Origin of the sequence: Paenibacillus sp. EKM212P, from assembly GCF_011066115.1 — a bacterium.
GTDB lineage: Bacteria > Bacillota > Bacilli > Paenibacillales > Paenibacillaceae > Paenibacillus > Paenibacillus polymyxa_B.
Genome location: NZ_JAAMNR010000002.1, coordinates 680,707 through 697,960, shown reverse-complemented (window position 1 = coordinate 697,960; position 17,254 = coordinate 680,707). Strand labels below are relative to the sequence as shown.

Here is a 17,254-nt window from a genome sequence, read left to right as displayed (position 1 = left end):
AGATGAAGGACTTTTTTCAATATATTCTAGGCGAGGTAAAAAGCGGACGGATACAGAAAGAGGATGCCATTGTAAAAATACGCCAATTTCAAGCTCGAATGGCTTCGCATGAGACCCCGCAAAGCGGAACAAGGACTTCGGGGTCATTGGCGGGTACGGGAGTCCTTATGCTTGAGCCTTTCTGGAAAGAGCAAGTTGCTCTCCAGAAAGTGGCACGCCCTGAATTTAGCCAGCATCTGGTGGTACTTTGCGAACTGGATCATTTCGCAGAGCGCAGCATTGAATCGCTCATGAAAGGAACCCGTTGCATCAAGCTGCATGCCAGCCAAAGCAGCATGGATGAACGCTTTCAGACGTATGCCCTCCAGCTGCTCACGGAAGTACAAATGGTTCTCACAGAGGAATCCAAGGGTAGCGTACTGATACAGATTGCAGTTTCCGCACAAAGCGCGCAGCAACCTTTCGCAGGACTGTTGGGATTACTGCAGACAGCTGAGAAAGAAAACCCGAAAATCGTAGGGCAATTCGTAGAATTGGAATCTGTAGGTCTGGAAGAGGTGATTGAGAAATTAAAAGAGAACAGTCAATATCCAAAGGATAAAAGGATACGGTATGAGGATGGCAAACGTCTGGTCCTCGGCTGGAACGAGATGAAACCCACCGAGACAATGGGAAGAGTGCCCTGGAAGGATCGGGGGACTTATTTGATTACAGGCGGTGCAGGAGGTTTAGGACTTATTTTTGCGGAGGATATCGCGCAGCGAGTCAGGGAAGCCACGCTAGTTCTTGTAGGCCGTTCAAATCTGGACGAAGGTAGACAGGCCATATTGGAGAAGTTGAAGGCGCTGGGGGCGCGCGTTGAGTACAGACAGGTAGATGTAGCACGGAAGGAAGAAGTCTCCAAATTGATCCTTGAGATCAGGGAAGAGTATGGAGGCCTTGATGGTATCCTTCATAGTGCTGGAGTAATACAGGATCGTTTTATCGTGAATAAATCACAGGAAGAGTTCGCGGGAGTAATGGCACCAAAGGTTGCCGGACTGGTGAACTTAGATCAGGCGACCAAGGAGCTACATCTTGATTTCTTTATTCTCTTCTCCTCAATAGCTGGGATTATGGGCAACCCCGGTCAAGCCGACTATTCTGCCGCAAATGCCTTTATGGATGCCTATGCCGCGTATCGAAACAGCCTTGTATCCTCAAAGGAGCGCAAAGGGCAGACGCTATCTGTCAATTGGCCTCTCTGGAAGGACGGAGGGATGCATGTGGACGATGACACGGAGAGGGCTTGGCAAAGTATTGGCATGGTAGCTATGCAAGCTTCAAACGGTATCCAGGCTTTATATAACGGTCTGGCCGCTGGTCTAAATCAGTTATTGGTCATAGAAGGTGAGCAATCCAGATTGCAAAAGTATTTCCTGGAGTCCCAATCGCAGGAGAAAGAATATGTTGAAGAGTCAGCTTCTTCAGAGGTGAATCTTGAACTGCTTCTGGAAAAAACCTTACATCAGCTAAAACTGTTGTTTGGAGAAGTTACCAAGCTGAGCATTGACAAGATTGATGTCAGCGAGCCTTTGGAGAGCTATGGCATAGACTCCATCATGATTACAAGGCTTAATCAAAAGCTGCAGGGGATTTTTGGAGAAATATCAATGACCTTGTTTTATGAATATCAGACGTTGGAAGCAGTGGCCGAATATTTTATTGCTGATTATCACAAGGAATGCGTACGGTGGACAGGACTCGGAAGCCCGATGAAGACGGAAGAGAAATCCGTCTCCATTTCCGCAACCTTGCATGCTGCCAGCGAGATTTCTTTGTCACCCCTGCCAAAGGAAGAAAACAATCGTATCTGCAACACGGCTACTAACAGAGACCGTGTGAAACACGAGCAAATAGCGATTATTGGTATAAGCGGACGATATCCGCAGGCCAAAAATATGGAAGAGTACTGGAGTAATCTGGAACAGGGCAAAGACTGTATAACAGAAATTCCTGCGGAACGCTGGAAGAGGGAAGGTTTCTACTGTTCCGACATCAAAGAAGCTGTTGAGAAGGGCAAAAGCTATAGTAAATATGGAGGATTTGTGGAGGATTTTGCGGATTTTGATCCTCTCTTCTTTAATATATCTCCCCGGGAAGCGATGAGTATGGATCCTCAGGAGCGAATATTCCTGGAAGAATGCTGGAAGGTTTTCGAGGATGCAGGATATAGTAGGGAACAGCTCGCCGAACAGTATAATGGCCGGATTGGCGTCTTTGCAGGAATTACCGGAACGGGGTTCAATTTATATGGACCAAAGCTGTGGGAACAAGGACAACCCGTCTTTCCGCGAACCTCCTTCAGTTCGGTAGCCAATAGAATATCCTATTTCTTGAACTTAAAGGGGCCCAGTATCCCGGTAGATACCATGTGCTCTTCCTCATTAACTGCAATCCACGAGGCCTGTGAGCATATCTTTAACGGTGAATGCGAAATGGCTGTTGCTGGAGGAGTCAACTTATATCTTCATCCTTCAAGCTATATCTTTCTCAGTACGATGAGAATGCTATCGCCTGAGGGACGGTGTAAAAGCTTTGGGGAAGGCGGGAATGGATTTGTCCCTGGCGAAGGTGCAGGGGTTGTGCTGCTCAAACCTTTATCACGAGCCATTGCAGACAAGGACCATATCTATGCGGTTATTCGGGGAACCCGTATCAACCATGGAGGAAAAACAAATGGGTATACCGTGCCTAACCCGGTAGCACAGGGTGAACTGATTAGAGAGGCTTTTGATAAAGCAGGCGTAAATGCCCGGGCAGTCAGTTATATTGAGGCCCACGGTACTGGAACGGAGCTCGGCGATCCTATTGAAATCACCGGGCTTACCCAGGCATTTAAGAAAGATACGCAGGACACGGGGTTTTGCGCTATCGGCTCGGTAAAATCAAACATAGGCCATTTAGAGGCGGCCGCAGGGATTGCAGGCATCGCTAAAATCATCTTGCAAATGAAAAACCAGAAAATTGCCCCTAGCCTGCATTCCCAGGAACTGAACCCTAATATAAACTTTTCCAAAACGCCATTTGTAGTCCAACAGGGGCTTTCTGAATGGGAGCGTCCGATAGTGGAGGAGGACGGCGAACAACGGGAATACCCGAGGATCGCCGGGATATCTTCCTTTGGAGCCGGTGGGGCTAATGCCCATATCGTCCTTGAGGAATACCTCCCTGCGGAACAGGATGACTTTCAAAATGCCTTTACTCCTCCAAGACCAGTCGTCGTAGTTCTGTCGGCAAAAAGTGATGGAGTATTGAAGGAGCAGGTAAGCCAATTGGTTGCTGCAATGGATCGGAATGAGTTTTCCGATCACGATCTGGTGAATGTGGCTTATACCTTGCAGACAGGACGCGAAGCGATGGAAGAGCGCCTCGCTGTGGTCGTTGAGTCAGTGGAGGAACTTAGAAGCAAGTTGCGGGGCTTTATTGGAGGAAGACAGAGTATTGCACAGCTTTACCGGGGACAGGCCAAGCGAGACAAGGAGAGCTTGAACAAGGCCTCAGAGGAGAAAACGCTCGATGAAACGATTGATTTACAGATTCTAGCGGAAAAGTATGGCAGAATCTCAGACTTGTGGGTCAAGGGTGTCCGTATTGACTGGAGCAGACTTTATGGTAATGTCCAGCCCCGGCGTATCCCTTTACCCACATATCCTTTTGCCAGAGAACGATATTGGATACATGTAGATGAAGAAAAGCCTGTCGCCAATACAGCTGCACATCTACATCCATTACTGCATCAAAACACCTCCGTACTTTCTGAGCAAAGATTTAGTTCAACCTTTAGCGGCCAGGAGTTTTATCTGAAAAACTCCGTAATTGACAGAAAGCTTGTCCTGTCAGAAGCGGCATGCCTTGAAATGGTGCGGGCAGCGGTTGAGCAGTCGTTAACAGTACAGGAGAAGGGGCAGGCAAACATTATTATTAAAGATATTGTATGGACACATGCTCCCGCTATAGGAGATCAGCCGTTAGAAATACATATAGGGCTCTTTCCGGGAGATCAAGGAGCGATTGGCTTCAAAATCTATAGCAGATTAACAGAAGCCGGGGACCCTGTCTTACACAGCCAGGGTAATGCCGAATTGGAGATGTTGAATGCAGCTGAAACGTGGGATATACAGGCTTTGCAGATGGAATGCTTTCAGCATGTTTCGCCTGGGATAGACGACGAAGCAGTGTGGGACATGGGAGCCGACGACAGTCTGGGGCATCAGGCCAATGAACAAGTGCATATAGGACAGGGGTTAGTGCTGGCCAAGCTATCGTTGCCTTCCGGTATTAGGAATACTGAGGGCTTATTTGTTTTGCATCCCTTTATAATAAACGCTGCTTTGCAAATGCCGCCGGCATACTTGTTTTCGAATGATGAAAATATCATGTGGCCTTCAGGCATTGATCCTCTACAGAAAATACGGCCGACTGCCATTGAGGGACTCGAAATATTTCGGGAATGTCCCTGTGAAATGTGGGCGTTGATCCGGTATAGCAGAGGAAGCGGGGCTGGTCATAATACGCAGAAGTATGACATTGATTTGTGTGATGAGGCAGGCCAGGTCTGCGTGCGTATAAAAGGATGCTCCTACAAGGTAGTGGGCGCATGTGAGAAAACACCTGGTGCAATGATGCTCCAACCCTTCTGGAAAGAACAGGCGGTTGTTGCGGAGGACACGATGGTTCCCATTTACGAACGACATGTAGTAATGCTTTGCGAAATAGATACCATTGCTGCAGGAGATATCGAGTCATCCTTGGCAGGAGTGGAATGTATCACTCTGCAATCCGGTATGGAGGAGGTCGATCGCCGCTTCGAAATGTATGCTGTCCAGGTTTTTGAAAAAATAAAAAGTATCCTGAATGACAAACCCAAAGGCAAGGTGCTGGTGCAGATTGTAACGATGCCTCAACATGAAAAGCTGCTCTTCGCTGGGCTGTGCGGCATACTCAAAACTGCGCAAAAGGAAAATCCAAAGATCCATGGTCAGTTAATTGAAGTTGAGGGTACAGAAAAAATGGAAGGGCTCATCGAAATACTAAAGACGAGCAGCCGACACCCTGCGGATAGCCGCATCCGGTTTGCAGAAGGCAAACGTTGGGTTCCTGTCTGGAGTAAAGCAGAAATGCCGTCAGAGACACCGGATATTCCATGGAAAGACCGCGGGGTTTATTTGATTACTGGAGGAGCAAAGGGTTTAGGTCTTATTTTTGCTAAAGATATTGCGCGTCAGGCCAAGGAAGCGACTTTGATTCTTAGTGGACGTTCCCTACTGGACCAGGACAAGCAGACCTCATTGGAGGAATTGAAGGCATTGGGCGCCCGGGTGGAATACAGACAGGTGGATGTCACGCGGAAGGAAGCTGTGGTTGGCTTAATTGAAGATATCAAACAGACATACGGCGGAATCAACGGCATCCTACACAGTGCTGGAATAATCCAGGATAACTACATTATTAAAAAGACTAGCCTGGAATTCAGGGCAGTGCTGGCGCCAAAGGTTGCGGGACTGGTAAATCTGGACCAAGCCAGTAAGGACATTGCTCTTGACTTCTTTATCCTTTTTTCGTCAGGTTCGGGAGTGGGTGGTAATGCAGGTCAGTCTGACTATGCTGCCGCGAATGCTTTTATGGATGCATATGCCTGGTACCGCAATACCTTGGTATCCTCCATGGAGCGTACAGGCAAAACGCTGTCCATCAATTGGCCGTTATGGAAAGATGGCGGAATGCGGCCTGACCAGGAGACGGAGAAGGCCATGCAGAAGGTGGGTATGCATGCGATGAGGACAGAGACAGGCATGAGCGCCCTGTACCAAAGCATAGCCTGTATTTCGGATCAGGTCATGGTGATCGAAGGAGACGTAGATATAATCAGCAACATGATGATCATGGAGGGACAGCTTGAAGAAAGCGGTAAAGCATCTCAGGATCAGGCGCTCGGGTCAGAAGCTAACATCGTTCCCTCCACAGCAAACAAGACAGAGTCCGGCCAAGAAGAAGACCTGTTGCGTGAAAAGACGGTCCATTACTTGAAGACTCTGCTTTCAACGTCCATCGGCCTGCCCGTATATCGAATCGAAGAGGATACACCTTTTGAAAATTATGGGGTTGATTCTATAAAGTCTATGGAGTTGACCGACCAGCTGGAGAAAACATTTGATCAGGTATCGAGGACTCTATTTTTTGAATATCCGGATATCCGGAGTTTAACGAAATATTTTGTGGAAGCCTATCGAGACCAATTGATTGCTTTGTTTGGTATAGATCAGGTAGCGGTGGCAGGCGCGAAAGCTGACACAACTTTTGCAGCAAACGAGGAAGTGTCCGGCAGAGCAGAGGACCTGCTGCGTGAAAAGACAGTCCATTACTTGAAGACCCTGCTTTCAACGTCCATCGAACTGCCAATATATCGAATCGAAGAGGATACACCTTTTGAAAATTATGGGGTTGACTCTATAAAGTCTATGGAGTTGACCGACCAACTGGAGAAAACATTCGATCAGGCGTCGAGGACTCTATTTTTTGAATATTCAGATATTAGGAGTTTGACGGAATATTTTATGGAAGCCTATCGAGACCAATTGATCGCTTTGTTTGGTATAGATCAGGCAGCAGCTGCGGGTGCAAAAGCCGACACAACTTCTATAACAAATAAGGCAGTGTCCAGCCAGGAAGAAGAGCTACTACGTGAAAAAATGATAAGTTACCTAAAGCGCCTGCTCTCTTCGTCCACTGGACTGCCGGAACATCGCATTGAAGAGGACAAAAATCTGGAAAACTATGGTGTTGACTCCATAAAGTCAATGGAATTAACCGATGAGCTGGAAAAAAACTTCGGACCGCTATCGAGGACCTTACTTTTTGAATATCCGAATATCCAGAGTTTAATAGAATATTTCCTGGAATCGCATCGGGGCGAATTGATTGAATGGTTTGGTATGGAGCAGGCAAAAGCCCCTTCTCCGATATTCCGTCATCCCCAATTTTCTGCAACTGAGGGAGAGCCTCCGGAGGAGGAGAAACAAGAAACAGGAGCGATGGACATTGCTGTAATTGGGGTGTCCGGGAAATATCCAGGTGCGGAAAATCTTCAGGAGTTCTGGAGCAATCTCCAAGAAAGCAAGGACTGCATTACCGAAGTTCCAAAAGATCGTTGGGAGCATGATCTTTATTTTGACAAGGAGAGAAACAAGGCGGGAAAAACCTACTGCAAGTGGGGCGGTTTCATGGAACGAATAAGCCTGTCAGAGCCAGCATTCTTTCATCTCACCCCCTATGAGATCAGTTTAATGGACCCGATGGAGCAACTCTTCCTGGGGATAATATGGAATTTGCTTGAAAGTGCAGGATATACGCGAGAGGCATTACAGAAGAAACACCAGAACAAGGTTGGCGTCTATGTGGGCGCTACGTATCACAAATACTGCTCCTGTGATACCGAACCGGACTCTGCTCAACGGGTAACATCATTTGGGTCTGTTGCAGTCGCAAACCCCATGTCGCATTATTTCAATTTCCAGGGACCGAGCATATCCATTGATACGATGAGCTCTTCCTCAGCTGTAGCTGTCCATATGGCATGTGAAAGCCTGATCAGGGGAGAGTGTCAAATAGCGGTAGCTGGCGGGGGGAATCTATTGACCAGTCCCAAAAAATATATTGAATCCAGTCAAAATCAGTTGATTGGAAGTCATGAAGATAGCAGAAGCTTTGCAGATGGGGATGGGTACCTTCCAGCGGAAGGAGTTGGAGCGGTACTCTTAAAACCGCTTCATAAGGCTGTACAGGATGGAGATTGCATTTTAGCGGTTATTAAATCCACGGCAACCAATCATGGGGGACATAGCAATGGATATACAATCCCTAACCCCAATGCGCAGGCGCAACTAGTCGAAGAAAACTTTTTGAAAGCCGGTATAGACCCCCGGACGATCAGTTATGTAGAGGCAGCCGCAAATGGGTCTACATTGGGAGACCCTATTGAACTCGCTGCTTTGAATAAAGCATTCCAGAAATTCACAACCGAGCAACAATTTTGTGCCATTGGCTCAGTCAAATCCAATATTGGGCATGCAGAAGCGGCTTCGGGGATATCACAGCTAACCAAGGTCATATTGCAATTATGGCATCGAAAACTGGTTCCTACCATTAAGGCCGAGAAGCTTAACCCTAATATTAATTTCAGTAATACTCCATTTTATTTGCAGCGGGAAGTTCAGGAATGGGAGCGGCCTGTAATTGAGATGCAGGGAGAAAAACGGGAATTCCCGTTGCGGGCAACCGTAAGCTCCTTTGGTGCGGGAGGCTCTAATGTGCATTTCATTCTGGAAGAATATATCCCTTCAGAAAAAGACAACATTCATTTACGAGTGGCAGATCAGCCCGAAGTGGTGATTCTCTCGGATATAAACCGGGAGAGACTGATGGCGCTTGCCAATCAATTACTTGGATATCTGGAGCAGCAGAGCGATGATGCCTTACAAGATATTGCCTTTACACTTCAGACAGGTCGCGAAGCGATGACATGGCGGGCGGCAATCGTAGCGAGTACGCGGCAGGATCTACTCACGGGTCTTAGGGAACTTCTCGAAATAGCTGATAGCGGCAACGGGCCAGAAGGGGCATCTATTCCTTTATTTATAGGAGAAAGCGCAGAAGACTCAAACACGAGTGCGCTTCTCTCAGGGAAAATAGGAGAGACCGTTTCTCAATTGCTGCTAGAGGAGAAAAACATGGAAAATATAGCGATGTATTGGACCCAGGGGGGCAGGATTTCATGGGAGGCACTCCATGAGGATAAAGATGTCCGCAGGATTCCTCTACCGATAACCCAGTTTTAAACATAAACAGGGAACCGATCACTATCAGATAGAAATTACAAATTATTCTGGAGGTAAATCATGAGGGAATTTAAAGATAAGATAGCCGTAGTTACAGGAGCTGCCAGTGGGATTGGCCGCGCTATTGCGGACCGATGTGTAAATGAGGGCATGAAGGTCGTTCTTGCGGACATTGAGGAGGAGGCCCTTCTAAGGGCTGAAAAACAATTGAAAGACATGGGCGCAGAAACGTTATCCGTAGTGACGGATATTTCCAAAGAAGCTGATATACGTGCATTAGCGCAAAAAACGGTTCAGACATTTGGAGCTGTGCATCTTTTGTTCAACAATGCAGGGGTGGACGCCGGCACGGGCTGCTTATTGTGGGAAAATACGGTGGCAGATTGGCAGTGGGTAATAAACGTAAACATATGGGGGATTCTCTTTGCAACTGAAGTTTTTGTTCCTATTATGCTGAAACAGAAAACCGCATGTCATATTGTGAATACAGCATCCATCGCCGGACTATTGTCCGGCCCCGGTAATGGAATATATAGCGCGTCAAAACATGCCGTTTTAAGCTTGTCTGAAACGCTACACCAAGAACTCAGATTGATAGGTTCCAATGTAGGAGTTTCGGTTGTCTGCCCTGGGTTCGTACGTACCCAAATTATGGATGCGGAACGGAACCGACCGACGGAGCTGAGTAAGCAGACCGGACTAGGAAATCTTCCCCCGGAAAGACAAGTCATTAATCAATTGGCCCGTAAGGCTGTCCAGAATGGAATACTTCCAGAGGATGTAGCAAATCAGATGTTTGAGGGAATCAAAAAAGGGCAGCTATATATCATAACAGAGCCGAAATTCAAACCTGCAATAAGACAACATATGGAGAATGTTCTTAACGAAAGCAATCCTACACCTTCCCAAATGCAATTAGTTCGGAATTTACTGTGAAATATTTATTTTAAATGGTTTTATTAGGATTTTATCAATGAGTATGTTGTGGGAGGTTAGAATGGACAGATCTGTGATTTTTATGTTTTCAGGCCAAGGCTCACAATACTACGGCATGGGAAGAGAATTATATAAGTTAAATCCAGTTTTCCGAAAATGGATGACCAAGCTGGATGAGATTCATACGGATATTACAGGCAGGTCCGTATTAAAAATGCTGTACGACGACAACCGTGGGAGGGGAGACGTGTTTGATAGCCTGTTATATACTCACCCTGCAATTTTCATGGTGGAGTATGCCCTCACACAGGTATTACTGGAAAAGGGGATTTATCCTGATTATGTTTTAGGTTCCAGCCTCGGTGAGTTTGCATCTGTTGCTGCGGTTGGTTGTATGAGTTATGAAGATACTCTTCAATGCCTTGTCAAGCAAGCAGAAATGGTAGAAACCTACTGTCCAAAGGGTGGCATGCTGGCAGTAATTGGCGACCTCAGTCTGTATGACCAAATATCCGTATTGAATGCCAACTCAGAGTTAGCATCAATCAACTATGACTCGCATTTTGTCATTTCTGGAAGCTGTGAGGAACTGGAAGAAATTGAACGCTACTTGATAGCAAATGAGATTATATGTCAAAGGTTACCGGTCCAGTTTGCTTTTCACTCTTCCTTAATGGACCCTATAGCCTTGGAATATACAGCGTATTTAAAGCTTAAGACCCTAAGGAATCCGACTATAAATATGGTTTCATCTATGTTCGGAGGAAAGGCGACATCCCTTGACAACCGTTTTCTTTGGGATGTTGCTAGAAAACCTATCCGTTTTCGGAACGCTTTAAAATGTCTGGGAGACGGGGACGAGGTTATCTATATTGACCTTGGCCCCTCTGGCACTCTTGCTAATTTTGTGAAGTACAATTTTGGTAGCAAGAAAATGGCAAGTATTTGTTCTATTCTTTCACCTTTTCAAAACAATATGAAAAATTTGGATCGTCTATTTGAAATATTCAACTAATATGCATTCACTAGCAAAAAGGAGGACACAAATGATCGCATATCTGTTCCCTGGACAAGGGGCTCAAGCCAAAGGCATGGGAGTAGGGCTGTTTGACGAATTTCAGGAATTGGTTGCAAAAGCGGATGCTATTCTTGGTTATTCTATTAAGAAACTGTGTCTTGAAGATCCTGCCAATCAACTGGGACAAACGGATTTTACCCAACCGGCGCTATTTGTCGTAAACGCTTTGAGTTATCTTAATACATTAAAAGAGACTGGAAGAAAACCTGATTATGTTGCAGGACATAGCCTGGGTGAATACAATGCCTTATTTGCCGCAGAGGCATTTGACTTTGAAACGGGCTTGAAGCTGGTTAAAAAAAGAGGAGAGCTGATGGTCAAGGCTACCGGTGGTGGTATGGCTGCGGTCATAGGCTTGAAGGAGGAAGTATTTAGAGAAGTTATCGAGAAAAATAATTTAAGGGAGATTGATGTTGCTAATTTTAATTCGCCAAGCCAGATTGTCATCTCAGGACCGAAGGGCATGATTGAACGGGCGCAGCCAATTTTTGAGGATGCAGGAGCCACAAACTATGTAATTTTAAATGTAAGCGGAGCATTTCACTCTAGGTATTTGGAAGATGCCAGACAGAGATTTGAGGCCTATGCGTCACAGTTCGAATTCTCAAAATTGAAAATACCAGTCATTTCAAATATCTATGCCAGACCCTACAGGCAGCAAGATGTAAGGAGTACGCTGATCAACCAGATCGTAAGTCCAGTCAAATGGTCGGAAAGTATAAGATATCTAATGGGTAAAAATGTAACCCAGTTCATACAGGTTGGGCCTGGAAAAGTCATAACAGGGTTGGTTAACGCAATACAACGAGACGCAGAACCGCTGATTGTGAGGGAGGATGAGGAACGTAGCGAGCAGGTACAGGAAGTAAAGTCGAAGAATAGTATATCCGGCCAACGATTTACGGCGGAGTCTCTTGGTCATAGCGAATTCAAACAATATTATGGACTTAAATACGCGTATCTTATGGGTTCGATGTATAAGGGAATATCTTCAAAAGAGATGGTCGTAAAAGCAGGTAAGGCAGGAATGATGGGATTCTTTGGGGCAGGGGGAGTCAAGATTGGGGCCCTTGAGGAAGCTATAAAGTATATTCAGCAAGAATTGAACCAAGGCGAAGCCTATGGAATGAATCTTATTCATGTTCCCGATCACCTGGAAATAGAAAATAACATCGTTGATTTGTACATAAAATACGGTGTTAGAACTATTGAAGCCTCTGCTTTTATGAGTATAACGCCTTCTTTGGTAAGGTACAGATTGAAAGGTTTGAAACGAAATGAAAAGGGGATCGTAACACCGCAGAACAGGATTATAGCGAAAGTATCAAGACCCGAGGTTGTGGAGGCATTCTTGAGTCCTGCGCCTCAGAATATCGTAAATAAACTGCTCGAGGAAAATAGGATAAGCCGGGATGAGGCCCGGATGGCGATGGAAATTCCTATGGTAGACGATCTGTGTGTCGAGGCTGATTCAGGCGGGCATACTGATCATGCTGTTGCATATGTACTGGTTCCGTTAATGCTTAAAATGAGGGATGAAGCGTTACTTAAGTATAAATACAATAAAAGTATAAGGGTAGGGGCAGCCGGGGGGATAGGGACTCCACAAGCTGCTGCGGCAGCGTTTATACTGGGTGCGGATTTTATCATGACAGGCTCAATCAACCAATGTACGGTTGAAGCAGGGACAAGTGATGATGTAAAGGATTTGCTCCAGCAGTTAAATATACAGGATACAGACTACGCCCCCGCAGGAGATATGTTTGAAATGGGAGCGAAGATTCAGGTTATGAAAAAAGGAGTTTTTTTCCCGGCCAGGGCGAATAAATTATATGATCTTTACCGTAATTATAACTCCATAGATGAAATTGATAGCGGAACCAAAAAATATATTGAAGAAAAGTATTTTAAGAAGAGTATTGAACAAGTATATGAAGATATTAAAGCTTATTACCCGGCTGAGATCATTGAAAAAGCTGAAAGAATTCCTAAACGTAAGATGGCGTTGATATTTAGATGGTACTTTACTTATTCTACACGACTTGCAATGAATGGAGACAAACACAGTAAGGTTGATTATCAAGTACACTGCGGACCAGCCCTCGGCGCTTTTAACCAATGGGTTAAGGGAACAGTCTTTGAGAATTGGAAGAACAGGCATGTTGACGAAATAGGACAAAAAATAATGGTTGAAACTGCGGAATACCTGAATGAGAGGTATAAAGCTTTAACGATAATGTGAGTATATGTGTGGAGAAAAATAGAAATCATTAAGATGATAGGGAATAAAAGAAAGTGGGGTTTTTCATGCATAGTTACAGGACTCATAACTGTGGAGAATTGGATCAAAAACATGTCGGCGAAGTAGTGAGAATTGCAGGATGGATAAAAAATATGCGTGACCATGGCGGGGTTATTTTTATTGACCTTAGGGATCAATATGGAGTAACGCAGATTGTTGTTTCTGATAATAACGAATTGAAAGATTTTGTATCAAAGATCACCAGAGAGTCAACTATTTCTGTTACAGGTACTGTATGTAACAGATCTGAAAATACGATTAGTCCCACTATGAAAACCGGGCATATTGAGTTAGCTGCTAATGAGATAGAAGTTTTAGGGAAGGTAGTGAATCCATTACCTTTTGAAGTATCTTTAGCAAATGAAGCTCGGGAGGATTTAAGATTAAAGTATCGTTTCTTGGATCTGCGGAATGAAAAACTACACAATAATATTATACTTCGTTCTAAAGTAATTCAAAGTATCAGAAGAAAGATGATCGATTTGAATTTTTTAGAGATTCAGACACCTATCCTGACAAGTTCATCTCCAGAAGGCGCCAGAGACTATTTAGTTCCTAGTAGAGTGCATCCAGGTCAATTTTATGCCTTGCCTCAAGCACCTCAACAATTTAAACAATTATTAATGGTTTCGGGCTTTGATAAATATTTTCAAATTGCTCCTTGCTTTAGAGATGAGGATGCAAGGGCAGACAGATCACCAGGCGAGTTTTATCAGCTGGATTTGGAAATGGCTTTCGCAACACAGGAAGATGTCTTTAATGTAGTTGAAAATATGCTATATGAAGTTTTCTCCGAATTTACAAATTTTAAAATCTCAAAGCCTTTTAGCAGGATTCCATATCAAGAAGCCATGCTCAAATACGGGAGCGATAAACCTGATTTAAGAAATCCATTAATTATCCATGATGTTACAGAGCTGTTTACAGAGACTGATTTTAAAGTATTTAAAAATAATACGATAAGAGTTATTGCTGTTCCTAGTTGTGGAGCACAGCCAAGAAGCTTTTATGACGATATAGTAAACTTTGCTGTTGAAGCTGGAGCGAAAGGCCTATCATGGATTAAGTTCAATGATGATATGTCTCTTAGTGGCTCTATTGCAAAATTCATCTCTGAAGAGGTGAAAAGCCAATTAATACATGTTACGCAAGCTAGTTCAGGATATGCATTGTTTTTTGCTGCTGACCAACTTAAAAATGTAGAAAAAATAGCCGGTGCTGTCAGAAATCAATTAGGAAAAAGACTGGATTTGCTGGAAAAGGATATATATAAATTTTGCTGGATAGTTGATTTTCCTATGTTTGAATTGGATACTGATACTCATAAAATTGGATTTAGCCATAATCCTTTTTCGATGCCACAAGGTGGTATGGATGCGCTACTGAATATGAATCCTCTTGATATCCTTGCGTACCAATATGATATTGTATGTAATGGGATTGAACTGTCCTCGGGTGCTGTCCGGAATCATGATACGGAGATTATGGTAAAAGCCTTTGAGATTGCAGGTTATACATATGGAGACATCAAGAGTAAATTTCCTGCACTCTTTAATGCTTTTCAATTTGGGCCGCCGCCTCATGCAGGTATAGCACCTGGAATTGATAGGATTGTTATGATCATTGCAAATGAATCGAATATCCGCGAGGTTATTGCTTTTCCAATGAATAGCAAAGCGCAGGATCTATTAATGGGAGCACCTTCGGAGGTTACTGAAAAACAATTGAGAGATGTTCATATAAAATTGGTAAATACTCAGCCAGAAACAGAATAAACAGATTCAACAACATACTGAAAGCAAAGGCTCAATCCGGCACGTATTTAAATCTCATTGAGTGTGTTAAAAACTCTCCCTGCTAGATGCAGAGGAGAGTTTTTTATTTAGCTCAGATTGGGGTTGTTCACTATGCAATCTTCATCGGTACACTGGAAGGTATAGCAGGCTTATCGAGTGGAGCTATACCAAAAAGTAGAAATTATAGGAATACAGGAAAATCGAAATAGCTAGAAACGAAAGAATCAGCGTCGCGGTGTATACCTTTCTTAACAATGTAGTTTGGGTAACACTGCATCTTCTTACAGCAAGATAGGTGGCCGGTACAAAGGCAAGCCCCAGTACCCAGAAAAAGATAATATTCAAATTGAAATTGGACATAGGCTGAAAGGGGTCGCCTATCAATTGGATGCTGGAAGCAATGAGATTGACGATCACAAGCAGACCCAGCAAGGGTATTACGGTTACACTGTCAGGGAAGGAAAGCCGCGAAGTACTCTTCTGCTTTCTTGCGTCCTTGAGCTTCCGCAGCCATCCAATAATACCGAAAATAGAACCAAGCGCAAACCAAATACCGCATCCCCCGACCAGAATATAACTAAAAATGGATGTTTGCAGGAAGGATATCGGGAATTGGTCATCGATCACTCCATATGACAACTGCGTCACTTTACCATCGGCATTGGTTAAGAAAAAAAGACGGCTGATATTTAGGCCCGCATGATCATAAGGAGTGCTCCCGGGAGTCACGCGTTCAAAAAAATAGGGTTTGGTTTCTACATAATCAACATTAATATTCATGGATGGAATACTCAGAGTGATTCCGCCATTGCCGTTGGCTGTGACTACTTCTTCCGCATTGGATAATACGGGTATAAGCTTCAATATACCAGATGATACTGCGCGAGCAGAACGGTATTTTCCCGCCACATCCCCGCTATGCTTCAACGTGCTGTCCGCTTGCGGAGTAGCGTCGGAACCCCCGACAAACAGGTCAATGAGTTCGCTTCTCGCCCCGGACATTTCATTTTCCACATTAGTCAGAATACTGATCCCAAAGTTTTGATCCGGCACGATAGAGACCAGAGAGGAGAATGAATCTGTATTTCCACCGTGCTCGATAACACGATAATCTCCCGCGAACCGTTCCCAAAAGCCATGGGCATTCCCCGGAAGCTCAGGATAGTGGGTAAACGAAGCCTCATGCATTTCTCGCAAGGTTTCATTCTTGTTGAACAGCGAATGTTTTAAGGAATGGTCCATGTTCAGATGAGCAAGCATAAAATGAGCCATGTCCTCCGAAGTAATGTTTAACGCACCCGCCGGCACATCATTAAAGAAAACATTCGGCTTTGCCACCCAGTTTCCATCCTTCTTGGAGTAGCCTGTTGCTTTATGTTCGATAACCTCTGGGATAAGATCATACCGTTGTGTAAAGTAAGAATGTTTCATGTCTAGAGGCTCAAATATATGTTTCTGAATATAGGTTTCAAAAGGTATTCCGGATACACGTTCTATAATATAACCGGCCAGGTTGGTCCCATAGTTGGAATAAGCAATCACTGTTCCAGGCTCATAAATCTGTTGAGGCTGATTTCCGGGTGCGATATGCTCCTTGAGAGGCCTAAGATCAGCAGCGTCATGAACCAAAAGTTTTTCCAGGCGCTCCTCAAAACCTGCCGTGTGGCTCATCAATGATTTCAGGGTAATAGGCTTATCAAAAGAAGGCTTGAGAAAGCCGTCAGGCAAGTATGTGCGGATGTCCGTATTCAAATCCAGCTTTCCTTGCTCAACCAGTTGCATTACTGCCGTCCAGGTGAACAATTTCGATACGGAACCGGCCTCCATATAGGTTGTTTCCGTACTCATGGGTGTTTGTTTCTCGATGTTTGCGTATCCGTAACCTTTTGAAAAAACAATTTTTCCGTCCTTTACTATGGAAACCGCAGCACCAGGAATCGCTGTTCCTATATATTTTTTCATAATTTGATCTGTTCTGTTTTCGATTTCGGAAATCGGAATTCCAGAGGGAGTGGTTGGAACGGACCCAGAAGCATATGCCTGGACCGGGATAAATGCCATCAATGCCAACAGGAACAAAGAGGCAAATCGTTTTTTCAATTTCATATCAAGTCTCCTTTTTGCTGCGCTTGAATCTTTAAGAGCAGTCTGTTTTTTGGAACATTTTTAGTGTAGCAGTCAAGTCTTTCTTATTTCTCTCCTGTTCCTTACTTTTTTCTTTCTCAAATGAAGCTTCAACTCTCAAATGATTTACCGAAAAAAAGCA

Annotated in this window: 6 protein-coding genes; 5 read left to right on the top strand and 1 reads right to left on the bottom strand. The window is 44.4% G+C overall.

Annotated features, from left to right (window positions below):
- Positions 1-2: 2 nt before the first annotated feature.
- From G9G54_RS09305 to aspS, 5 genes are all read left to right on the top strand, one after another.
- A complete protein-coding gene (locus G9G54_RS09305; protein WP_165177467.1) occupies positions 3-8,876 on the top strand; it encodes an SDR family NAD(P)-dependent oxidoreductase in 8,874 nt (2,957 codons plus the stop codon).
- Positions 8,877-8,936: 60 nt separating this feature from the next.
- Entirely contained in the window at positions 8,937-9,812 is an 876-nt protein-coding gene (locus G9G54_RS09300; RefSeq protein ID WP_061828465.1) for an SDR family NAD(P)-dependent oxidoreductase, read from the top strand.
- Positions 9,813-9,873: 61 nt separating this feature from the next.
- On the top strand, positions 9,874-10,827 hold the full coding sequence (locus G9G54_RS09295; protein ID WP_165177465.1) for an acyltransferase domain-containing protein: 954 nt from the start codon (positions 9,874-9,876) through the stop codon (positions 10,825-10,827).
- A 31-nt stretch (positions 10,828-10,858) separates the two neighbouring features.
- Positions 10,859-13,132, top strand: a complete 2,274-nt coding sequence (gene fabD / locus G9G54_RS09290) for an ACP S-malonyltransferase (RefSeq protein ID WP_165177463.1) — start codon at positions 10,859-10,861, stop codon at positions 13,130-13,132.
- A gap of 65 nt (positions 13,133-13,197) precedes the next feature.
- Positions 13,198-14,967 carry an aspartate--tRNA ligase gene (aspS, locus tag G9G54_RS09285; protein ID WP_165177460.1) on the top strand — a complete coding sequence of 590 codons (1,770 nt, stop codon included), beginning with the start codon at positions 13,198-13,200 and terminating at the stop codon, positions 14,965-14,967.
- A 183-nt stretch (positions 14,968-15,150) separates the two neighbouring features.
- Here the strand turns inward: aspS and G9G54_RS09280 are convergent, their stop codons facing one another.
- The gene (locus G9G54_RS09280; RefSeq protein ID WP_165177458.1) at positions 15,151-17,094 is read right to left on the bottom strand and encodes a serine hydrolase domain-containing protein; all 1,944 of its coding nucleotides are present in this window, start codon (positions 17,092-17,094) and stop codon (positions 15,151-15,153) included.
- Positions 17,095-17,254: the final 160 nt, after the last annotated feature.

Excerpts from the sequence above, each read along its gene's own strand:
- G9G54_RS09280 (WP_165177458.1), bottom strand. The coding sequence starts at position 17,094 with ATGAAATTGAAAAAACGATTTGCCTCTTTGTTCCTGTTGGCATTGATG.
- G9G54_RS09295 (WP_165177465.1), top strand. The coding sequence starts at position 9,874 with ATGGACAGATCTGTGATTTTTATGTTTTCAGGCCAAGGCTCACAATAC.
- aspS (WP_165177460.1), top strand. The coding sequence starts at position 13,198 with ATGCATAGTTACAGGACTCATAACTGTGGAGAATTGGATCAAAAACAT.
- G9G54_RS09300 (WP_061828465.1), top strand. The coding sequence starts at position 8,937 with ATGAGGGAATTTAAAGATAAGATAGCCGTAGTTACAGGAGCTGCCAGT.
- fabD (WP_165177463.1), top strand. The coding sequence starts at position 10,859 with ATGATCGCATATCTGTTCCCTGGACAAGGGGCTCAAGCCAAAGGCATG.
- G9G54_RS09305 (WP_165177467.1), top strand. The coding sequence starts at position 3 with ATGAAGGACTTTTTTCAATATATTCTAGGCGAGGTAAAAAGCGGACGG.